Annotated in this window: 10 protein-coding genes; 1 reads left to right on the top strand and 9 read right to left on the bottom strand. The window is 69.4% G+C overall.

Annotated elements, in window-relative coordinates; genetic code table 11:
• From PO768_RS26275 to PO768_RS26240, 8 genes are all read right to left on the bottom strand, one after another.
• Window positions 1-405, bottom strand: a 405-nt coding sequence (locus PO768_RS26275; RefSeq protein ID WP_336297788.1) for a formate dehydrogenase accessory sulfurtransferase FdhD, incomplete at its 3' end; no start/stop codon positions are given.
• 118 nt (window positions 406-523) lie between these two features.
• Window positions 524-787, bottom strand: coding sequence for a hypothetical protein (locus PO768_RS26270; RefSeq protein ID WP_262969910.1), 264 nt, complete (start codon window positions 785-787; stop codon window positions 524-526).
• Window positions 768-3,065, bottom strand: a complete 2,298-nt coding sequence (locus tag PO768_RS26265) for an FdhF/YdeP family oxidoreductase (protein ID WP_272648410.1) — start codon at window positions 3,063-3,065, stop codon at window positions 768-770. The genes PO768_RS26270 and PO768_RS26265 overlap by 20 nt, the downstream gene beginning before the upstream one ends.
• A 52-nt stretch (window positions 3,066-3,117) precedes the next feature.
• Complete coding sequence (locus PO768_RS26260; protein WP_272648409.1) at window positions 3,118-4,407, bottom strand: TRAP transporter large permease; 1,290 nt, start codon at window positions 4,405-4,407, stop codon at window positions 3,118-3,120.
• Window positions 4,398-4,844, bottom strand: coding sequence for a TRAP transporter small permease (locus PO768_RS26255; RefSeq protein WP_269838896.1), 447 nt, complete (start codon window positions 4,842-4,844; stop codon window positions 4,398-4,400). Before PO768_RS26255 ends, PO768_RS26260 begins: the two co-directional genes overlap by 10 nt.
• 47 nt (window positions 4,845-4,891) lie before the next feature.
• Window positions 4,892-5,863 (bottom strand): TRAP transporter substrate-binding protein, encoded by a 972-nt coding sequence (locus PO768_RS26250; protein ID WP_272648408.1) that lies wholly within the window; start codon window positions 5,861-5,863, stop codon window positions 4,892-4,894.
• The gene (locus tag PO768_RS26245) at window positions 5,860-6,774 is read right to left on the bottom strand and encodes an SMP-30/gluconolactonase/LRE family protein (RefSeq protein WP_272648407.1); all 915 of its coding nucleotides are present in this window, start codon (window positions 6,772-6,774) and stop codon (window positions 5,860-5,862) included. Before PO768_RS26245 ends, PO768_RS26250 begins: the two co-directional genes overlap by 4 nt.
• The gene (locus PO768_RS26240) at window positions 6,771-7,598 is read right to left on the bottom strand and encodes an NAD-dependent epimerase/dehydratase family protein (RefSeq protein WP_272648406.1); all 828 of its coding nucleotides are present in this window, start codon (window positions 7,596-7,598) and stop codon (window positions 6,771-6,773) included. The genes PO768_RS26245 and PO768_RS26240 overlap by 4 nt, the downstream gene beginning before the upstream one ends.
• A 110-nt stretch (window positions 7,599-7,708) precedes the next feature.
• On the opposite strand from PO768_RS26240, the gene PO768_RS26235 reads away from it, so the two are divergent.
• Complete coding sequence (locus PO768_RS26235; protein WP_272648405.1) at window positions 7,709-8,998, top strand: pectate lyase family protein; 1,290 nt, start codon at window positions 7,709-7,711, stop codon at window positions 8,996-8,998.
• Here PO768_RS26235 and PO768_RS26230 read toward each other — a convergent pair.
• A partial coding sequence (locus PO768_RS26230) for an ATP-binding protein (RefSeq protein WP_272648404.1) occupies window positions 8,988-9,831 on the bottom strand: 844 nt, incomplete at its 5' end. The two genes, PO768_RS26235 and PO768_RS26230, sit on opposite strands and share 11 nt — an antisense overlap.

Genomic DNA, 9,831 nt, shown 5'->3' with positions numbered 1-9,831 from the left:
GAAGGTGCGGGCCACGGCGGCGGGGGCGATCTCGCGGCGGGCAGTGGCGGCCAGCGGCTGCGGGGCCAGGTCGAGCTGGCGCAGGCTGTCGATGCCGCACAGACCGCAGCCGGTGCGGCCGACCAGCGTGCGGCGCCGCTCCTTCAAGCGCATCTCGGCGCTGGCCGCCACCTGCAGTTGTACCTCGCAGCCTTCCGGCTGGAACAGCAGCTCGATGCCATAGCATTCGGCGCGCGACTGCAGCAGGCCTTCTGACAGCGCGAAGCCCAGCGCGAAGGCCTCCAGGTCGGCCGGCGTGGCCATCATCACGGCCTGCGAAATGCCGTTGAAGACCAGGGCCACCGGCAGCTCCACCGCGACCTGGTCGAGCTGCGCCTGCCGCTCGGCGCCGCTGATGCGTTGCACCGCCAGGGCCTGGATAGTCTCGCTGNCGGCAGCTCCACCGCGACCTGGTCGAGCTGCGCCTGCCGCTCGGCGCCGCTGATGCGTTGCACCGCCAGGGCCTGGATAGTCTCGCTGGTCGTCATCGGCATTGCGCGCGCCCCTGCTCGGTCAGATGCACCAGCCAGCGGCCGCTGCCTTCCTCATCGCAGGCCAGCCGCACCCAGCCCGGGCCGGCGACGCCGCCCAGCCGCGCGTCGCTGAGCTGCGTGTACTCGCGCATCAGCAGGCTGACATTGAGGCCCAGGCGCTTGCCGATGCGGGTCAGCGCGACGCCCCGGCCCCCGTTCTCCTGATCGAACTCGGCCAGCGTGTGCAGCAGGTTCTCAGACAGCAGCGTGGACACTGAGCTTCACCGGGATCGATTTGGAGGTGGGCGTGCGCGCGTCGATGGCAAAACTCTGCAGCGGCACCAGCGGATTGGTCTCCGGGTAGTAGCTGGCCAGGCAGCCGCGCGGGATGTCGTACTCGACCAGCAGGAAGCGCTCGGCGCGCCGTTCCTTCACAAGCGCGTGCCCGTCGTCATAAAGGCTCGTGATGTCCACCCAGTCGCCGGCCTGCATGCCGATCTGGCGCAGGTCCTCGGCGTTGATGAAGACCACGCGGCGATGGCCCCACACGCCGCGATAGCGGTCGTCCATGCCGTAGATGGTGGTGTTGTACTGATCGTGCGAGCGCACCGTCGCGAGCGCGAACACGATGGTGTCCTGTTGCTGCCGGCGTCGGGCGCGATGCACGCTGGTATCGGTGGGCACGGCGTGGCAGCGGAACTCGGCCTTGCCCGAGGCCGTGGCCCAGACCCGCTCCGACGCGGTGTTGCGCAGGCGAAAGCCGCCGGGCGTCTTGATCTTCTCGTTGAAGCCGGCGAAGTCGGGGAACACCGCCGCTATCTTGTCGCGGATCGCCGCATAGTTGCCGGCCAGCGCCAGCCAGGGCGTGCGGCTGGCCGGCAAGGTGGCGGCGGCCAGGCGGGCGACGATCATCGGCTCGGACAGCAAGTGCTCCGAGGCCGGTGCGTTCAGCCCGGCCGACAGATGGACCATGCTCATCGAGTCCTCCACCGTCACGCCCTGCGGCCCGCCGGCCTGCATATCGATCTCGGTGCGGCCCAGGCAGGGCAGCAGCAGGGCCTGGCGGCCATGGACCACATGGCTGCGGTTGAACTTCGTCGCCACATGCACGGTCAGCGCGCAGCGCCGCAGCGCCGCCCAGGTGGCGGCGGTGTCAGGTGTTGCCGCGGCGAAATTGCCGCCCATCGCGATGAAGACCTTGGCCTGGCCGTCGCGCATGGCCTCGATCGCGCCGACCGTGTCGACGCCGTGCGCGCGCGGCGGCTCGAAGCCGAACACCTCGCCCAGGCGGTCCAGAAAGGCGGCGGCGGGCTTCTCGTAAATGCCCATCGTGCGGTCGCCCTGCACATTGCTGTGGCCGCGCACCGGGCAGGCGCCGGCGCCGGGCCGGCCGATATTGCCGCGCAGCAGCAGCAGATTGGCAATCATCTGGATTGTCGCCACCGCATGCTGGTGCTGGGTGATGCCCATGCCCCAGCAGACGATCACGCGCTGGCTGCCGGCATAGAGCTCGGCGGCCTGGTGGATCTGGGCCTGGCTCAGGCCCGACTCGGCCACGATCAGGTCCCAGGACTCGGCGCGCAGATCGGCGATCAGCGCCTCGACGCCGACCGTGTGCGCGGCGATGAAGTCGCGGTCCAGCACCGGCGCCGCATCGTCCAGCTCGATCACGCGCTTGCAGAGGCCCTTCAGCAGCGCCAGATCGCCGCCGATCTTGAGCTGGAAGTAGTGGCTGCTGATGGCCGTCGAGCCGAAGGTGGCCATCTCCAGCTTGTTCTGCGGGTCGGCAAAGCGCTCCAGGCCGCGCTCGCGCAGCGGATTGAAGCTGACGATCTTCGCGCCGCGCTTGGCGGCCGCGCGCAGCTCGCCCAGCATGCGCGGGTGATTGGTGCCGGGGTTCTGGCCGAAGATGAAGATCGCATCGGCCTGCTCGAAATCATCCAGGGTCACCGTGCCCTTGCCAACGCCGATGGTCGGGCGCAGTCCCGAGCCGCTGGGCTCGTGGCACATATTCGAGCAGTCGGGGAAGTTGTTGGTGCCGAACTCGCGCACAAACAGCTGGTACAGGAAGGCGGCCTCGTTGCTGGTGCGGCCCGAGGTGTAGAAGATCGCCTCGTTGGGGTCGGCCAGGCCCTGCAGCTCGCGGGCGATCAGCGCAAAGGCATCGTCCCAGGCGATGGCGCGGTAGCGGTCGCTGGCCGCGTCGTAGACCATGGGTTCGGTCAGGCGGCCGGTGGCCTCCAGCGCGAAGTCGCTCTCCTGCGCCCATTCGCTGACGGTCTTGGCGCCGATCACGGCGGGCGTGGCGCGCCGGCTGGTGGCCTCGGCCGCGACGGCCTTGACCCCGTTCTCGCAGAACTCGAAGCTGGACGCATGGTTGCGGTCGGGCCAGGCGCAGCCGGGGCAGTCGAAACCGTCGGGCTGGTTGGCGTGCAGCAGGGTTCTTGCGCCCTTGGCGACGATGTCCTGCTCGAACAGCTGCCGGGCCACGCTTCTCAGCGCGCCCCAGCCGCCGGCCGGGCCTTCATACAACTCGATTTTCTGTTCGCTCATGTCCTGCCTGCAGACTTGCCATACCAGGCAGGAGCGTATCAGTTGGCGAGCGCTATCTGAACAGGCCCGGCAGCCACAGCGAGAAGGCCGGCACATAGGTCACCAGCATCAGGGTCGCGGTCAGCGCGCCGTAAAAGGGCAGGATGGATCGCATCACCTCGCCCACCGAGATCTCGCCGATCGCGCAGCCGACGAACTGGGTGCTGCCCACCGGCGGGGTGTTCAGCCCCAGCGCGCAGTTGATCAGCATCATGATGCCGAACTGCACCGGGCTCATGCCGAACTGCTGGCAGATCGGCAGAAAGATCGGCGTGCAGATCAGGATGGTGGCCGCCATGTCCAGAAAGGTGCCGAGCAGGAACAGCAGGATGTTGACCATCAGGAAGATCACCCAGGGCGAGCTGGTGATGGCGGTCATCAGCTCGCCGGTCTTCTGCGGCACCTCGTACAGCGCCATGAAGTAGCCGAAGGCCGAGGAAATGCCGATCAGCAGCAGCACCACGCCGGTGGTCTTGCAGGCCTTGGCGCAGGCCTTCAGAAAGTGCGACCAGCTCAGCGAGCGGTAGACGAAGACCGTGATCAAGAGCGCCCAGAATACGGCCGTCGCCGCCGACTCGGTGGCGGTGAATACCCCGCTGAGAATGCCCACCAGGATGATGACGACGATCAGCAGGCCCGGCAGCGCGCCGATGAAGGCGGCCAGCACGGCGGCCCAGCCGGGGAAGGCGCCATGGGTCGGGTAGCCGCGCTTGACCGCGACGCCGTAGGCGGCGGCCAGGTTGGCGAGGGTCAGCAGCACGGCCGGGATCAGCGCCGCCAGGATCAGGTCGAACACGCTGACCGCCGCGATGCCGGCGGTGGCCAGCGTGAAGATGATCAGATTGTGCGAGGTAGGCATCAGCGCGCCGACCAGCGAGGCGTGCGTGGTCACATTGACCGCGTAGTCGGCGTGATAGCCCTGCTTCTTCATCAGCGGGATCATCACCGAGCCCATCGCCGACACATCGGCCAGCGGCGAGCCGGCCACGCCGCCGAACAGGGTGCAGCCCAGCACATTGCTCATCCCGAGGCCGCCGCGCACATGGCCGACGAGGCTGTTGGCGAAGCGCCCGATGCGGTCGGCGATGCCGCCGGGCAGCATCAGCTCGCCGGCAAAGTCGAAGTCGGGGATGGCCAGAAAGGAGCACACCTGCATGCCGCCGACCATCTTCTGGAACACCACCGCCACCGGCAGGCCGGCGGCGATGATGGTGGCCACCGAGGCCAGGCCTATCGCAAAGGCCACCGGCACGCCCAGCAGCAGCAGCACCGTGAAGCTGATTCCAAGTACCGTTAATTCCACGCTGGCTCCACAGTCTCGCCCTTCAGCAGCGCGACGATATGTTCGATTGAAAACAGCACGATCAGCACGCCGGCGATCACGATGGGCACATAGTCGATGCCCTCGGGCACATTGAGCATGGGCTTGCGCTCGTTCCACTTCAGCGTGGCCCAGAGCCAGCCGCTCTTGGCCATCAGCGCGCCGAACAGCGCGACCAGCGCATGGATCAGCAGCTCCAGCTTGTGCCGCAGCTTCTCGGGCAGCAGGGCCGCCAGCGACTCCAGGCCGATATGGCCGGCGTCGCGCACCCCGACCGCGACGCCGAAGGCGGTCACGAAGAGTATCAAGAGCATCGCCAGCGCCTCGGCCCAGGTGGGGGTGTCATTGAACACATAGCGGCCCACCACCTGGAATTGCACGCACAGCACCACCGCGATCAGGCCCGCCACCGCCGCCATCAGGGCCAGCTTGGACAGGCCCGCGCACAGCCTCGTGAAGTGAGACCTCACTGGGTGTCCTGCACCGCCTTGACCAGGCGCTGCAGATCCGGCGTGGTCATGAACTTGGCGTAGACCGGGCCCATCTGGGCCTGGAAGCCGGCCTTGTCGACCTCGACGATCTCGGCCCCGCCGGCCTTGACCGCGGCCAGGCTCTTGGCCTCCTGCTCGTCCCACTTCTTGCGCTGGAAGGCCACCGATTCCTTGGCCGCCGCGCGCACCAGGTCCTGGTCGGCCTTGGGCAGCTTGTCGAACACGGCCTTGCTCATCAGCAGCATCTCAGGCGCCATCGAATGTTCGGTCTTCGAGTAGTACTTGACAGCCTCATAGTGCTTGAAGCCGTCGTAGGAGGGCACATTGTTCTCGGCCGCATCGATCAGCCCGGTCTTCAGCCCGGTGTAGACCTCGCCGATCGGCATCGGCGTCGCATTCGCGCCCATCGCGCTGACCAGGGCCACCCACAGATCGCTCTGCTGCACGCGGATCTTCATGCCCTTGGCATCGGCCACGTTCTTGACCGGCTTGCGGCCGTAGATCGAGCGGGCGCCGCTGTCGTAGAAGGCCAGGCCGACAAAGCCCTGGGCCTCGCAGCTTTTCAGGATCTCCTCGCCGACCGGGCCGTCCAGGCTCTTGCGCATATGCTCGACCGAGCGGAACAGAAAGGGCATGGTCGGCACCTGGGTCTTGGCGCAGATTGCGTTCATCGGGCTGATGTTGACGCGTGTCATCTCCAGCGCGCCGATCTTGACCTGGTCTATGGTCTCCTTCTCGGTGCCCAGCGCGCCCTTGTTGAAGACCTTGATCTTGTGCTTGCCGCCGCTCTTCTGGGCCAGCAGCTCGCTCATGTACTTGACGGCGGCCACGGTGGGGTAGTCGTCGGCGTTGTGCACATCGGCCGAGCGGAACTCGATCGCGGCAGCGTCCTTGCCCATCAGCGCCAGCGCGGCGAGGGCCAGGCCGGCCAGCTTGTACTGTTTCATGGTGTTGTCTCCTTGATCTCGGTGCAGGGGTGGGGTGTTTCCGGAAGTCCTTGAACGCCGGGGCGCAGCGCAAACAGCGCGCCGTCCAGCGGGTTGGTCGTGACGCCCTCTTCGGGGCGCATCGAGGCGATCAGCAGCAGGTCCAGCGCCGGCCCGCCGAAGGTGCACATGGTCGGCTTGGCCACCGGCAGTGCGATGCGGCGGTCCAGCCGGCCGGCCGGCGTGTAGCGCAGCACTGCCGCGCCGTCGTTGGCGCAGATCCAGTAGCCGCCCTCGGCGTCGACCGCCGCGCCATCGGGGCGGCCCGCCGGCAGCGCGGTGATGAAGTCGCGCGGCGCGCCGGCGCGGCCGGTCTCGCCGTCGTAGTCGCAGGCCCAGACCCGGGCCTGCGAAGCATGCGAGTCGCTGAAGTACAGCGTGCCGCCGTCGGGGCTGAAGCCCAGGCCGTTGGCCACCAGCAGATCCTCGCGCAGCGCCGGCTGCCAAAGGCCTGCCTCGCCCGGCGCGGACAGGCGCGCCAGCCGGCCCTTGGCCTGGCGCGCGGCGCCGCCGGCCATATGCAGGCTGCCGACCCAGAAGCGGCCCTGGCGGTCGCAGCGGCCGTCGTTGAATCGCATATCGGCCCCATGCGTTGCGGCGGCGAGCAGGCGCAGCCTAGCGGCAGTGCTGTCGTCGAGATCGAGCGCATAGACTCCGTCCTGCAGCGCTGCGATCAGCCCGCCGCCCTCGCGCAGCGCGATGCAGCCGATCGGCTGCGGCAGCGCCCAGCTGCGTGCCGCCGCGGCCGAGCCGTCGTGGCGCCACAGGCGCCGGCCACTGATGTCGACCCAGAAGAAGGCGGCCGCCTCGGCCGACCACAGCGGGCTTTCGGCGAGCTGGCTGTCGCCCTGCCACCAGAGCTCGGGCGTCATGGCTTGGCCCGCTGGGTTTCAAAGGGGCCCAGGCCCAGAAAGCTGCCGCCCTGCAGCCGTGCCATCGGTGTGCCGGCGGGGAAGTCGATGGCGCCGACGCTGGCGCGCCAGGCCTCGGCGCTGTCCTGCGGGCGGTAGCCGATCTGCGCCCAGCCGTCCTCGCTCCACCAGCGATCGGGGTTGGCCGAGACGCCGTAGACCGTCAGGCAGCCGACCGCCGGCGCACGCAGCGCCGCCAGCACCAGGCGCTGCAGGTCGGCATGGCTCAGCCAGGTGGACAGCGCGCGCGCGTCGGGCGGCTCGGCCGTCGCGGTGCCTATGCGCAGGCAGACCGACTCGATGCCGTAGCGGTCCCAGTAGAGCCGGGCCATGCCCTCGCCGAACAGCTTGCTGAGGCCGTAATAGCCGTCCGGCCGTGGCGGGTCCTGAGGGCTCAGCGCGGCGCCGCGCTCGTAGCCCCCGGTCACATGGTTGGAGCTGGCGAAGACGATGCGGCGCGTGCCGGCCAGGCGGGCCGCCTCGTAGAGATGGAAGACCCCGTCCAGATTGGCCGGCGCGATCTGCTCATAAGGGCTCTCGACGCTGACACCGCCCAGGTGCACGACGGCGTCGACACCCCGCAGCAGGGCCTGCACCGCGGCGCGGTCGGCCAGGTCGCAGGGCTGCTGCTCTTCATGCGCGGCCAGGCCGCCGTCCAGCGGCAGGCGGTCGCTGAGCCGCAGCCGGTGGCAGGCCCGGCCCAGCGGCGCGCGCAGCACCCTGCCCAGGGTGCCTGCGGCGCCGGTCAGCAGCCAGGTCGATGGCGTCTTGTCGTCTGGGTTCATGCGGCCTCATGCGGCTTCAGGGACAGCCCTGTGCCCGAAATGAAAGTGTCTTCATAGAATATCGAAACACTGTTTCGGAAATGCTAGGGGATTCCATGAGGATCGATCGGATGGCGCTCGCCGCGTGGCTGATGCTGGGGGTGCCCGCCGTCCACGCGCTGGACCGCGCCGGCATCGCCCATCCCGGCTGGGCCACGACCCAGGGCGGGCAGGGCGGCCGCATCCTGCGCGTCGACACGCTGGCGGCCGACGGCCCCGGTTCGCTGCGCGCGGCGCTGGAGGCCCAGGGGCCGCGCATCGTGGTCTTCGAGGTCGGCGGCGTGATCGATATGGCGGGCGCCAAGCTGCAGATCCGCGACCCCTTCGTGACCGTGGCCGGCCAGACCGCGCCGGACCCCGGCATCACCGTGATCAAGGCCGAAACCCTGATCGCCACGCATGATGTGATCGTCCAGCACCTGAGGTTCCGGCCCGGCGAGTTCGGCCGGCCCAAGAAGGGCGGCGGCGACCAGGACGGCATCTCGACCGCCGGTGCGGCCCACAACATCATCGTCGACCACTGCAGCTTCTCCTGGGCCACCGACGAGAACCTGTCGATCTCCGGCCCGCGCTTCGAGGGCGCCACGCCCGCGCAGTGGCGCCAGCACACCGGCCGCCAGATCACCTTCAGCCACAACCTGATCTACGAGGGCCTGGCGAACTCGGTGCACGAGAAGGGGGAGCACTCCAAGGGCTCGCTGATCCATGACAACGCCAGCGCCATCCTGATCTACGGCAATGTCTATGCGTCCAACCGCGAGCGCAATGCGCTGTTCAAGGGCGGGGTGCAGGCGGCCATGGTCAACAACCTGATCTACAACCCCGGCGCCAAGGCGGTGCACTACAACCTGGTCGCGCATGAATGGGCCGGCCAGCCCTACCAGACCGGCCGGATCAGCCTGGTCGGCAATGTGCTGCGCCATGGGCCCGACACACTGGCCGGCACACCGCTGTTCGCGCTGGGCGGCCATGGCGATGTGGAGCTGTTCATGCAAGGCAATGTGGCGCTGGACATGGCCGGCCGTGCGCTCGCGCAGACCGGGGTCTACACGGCCGGCCCGGCCCGCATCGTCGCCGCCGAGCAGCCCTATCTGCCGCCGGGGCTGCAAGCCCTGCCGGCCGAACGGCTGGAGGCCGAGCTGATGCTGGCCGCCGGCGCGCGGCCCTGGGCCCGCGATGCTATCGACTTCAAGCTGCTGTCCGATGTCGCCGAGGCGCGCGGCCAGATCATCGACAGCGAGAGCCAGAACGCCGCCGGCTTCCCGCGCCACGCGCCGACCCGGCGCCGCTTCGATCCGGCCGACTGGCATCTGCAGGACATGAGCCCGCGCCAGGGCTGGCAGAGCCTGTTTAGGCGCTGAGACGCTCGGCGGGCAGGCTCAGCGTCGCGCACAGGCCGCCGCCGTCGCGGTTCGCCAGGCTCAGCCGGCCGCCCAGGCTCAGCGCCAGTTGCTCGGCGATCGCCAGGCCCAGGCCGGTGCCGCCGCTGCCGCGGTTGCGCGAACCTTCCAGGCGATGGAAGGGCTGCAGCACTGCGGCCAGCTGATCCTCGGGGATGCCGGGCCCGCGGTCCGCGACGGTGATCTCGATGCCCGCCCCGGTCGGCACCAGACTCAGCTCGGCGCTGCCGGCGAACTTCAGCGCGTTGTCCAGCAGATTGCCGACCAGGCGGCGCAGGGTCAGCGGCCGCGTCAGCAGCGGCGCCACCGCCTCGGCCTGCAGGCTCAGCGGGGCGCCGAGGTCCTGGTAGTCGCAGACCAAGGCATCGAGCAGCGCGCACAGATCGGTGCGGCAGGGCGGCTCCAGCGCCGCATGGGCGCTGCGCGCATAGGCGATGCCTTCCTCGACCAGGGCCTGCATCTGGCCCAGATCGGCCTGCAGGCGCTCGCGCAGCGGACCCTCGTCCAGCAGCTCGGCGCGCAGCCGCATCCGGGTGATCGGGGTCTGCAGATCGTGCGAGACGGCGGCCAGGATCTGCGCTCGCTCGGCCAGATGGGCGGCGATGCGCCGCTGCATCGCATTGAAGGCGCGCGCGGCACCGGCGACCTCGGTCGGACCGTTCTCGTCCAGCGGACTGGCCAGCGCCGCTCGCTCGGGGTCCAGCCCGTCGGCCGCCCGGGCCAGCCGGGTCAGCGGCCGGGTTGCCAGCCTGACGCCCCACCAGGCGGCCAGCGCGAACAGCGCCAGCTGCGCC

Source organism: Paucibacter sp. XJ19-41 (assembly GCF_028462495.1).
In the GTDB taxonomy this organism is placed as follows: Bacteria; Pseudomonadota; Gammaproteobacteria; order Burkholderiales; family Burkholderiaceae_C; genus Roseateles_E.
The sequence above is the reverse complement of the archived record's forward strand: the minus strand, read 5'-3'. Positions and strand labels throughout refer to the sequence as shown.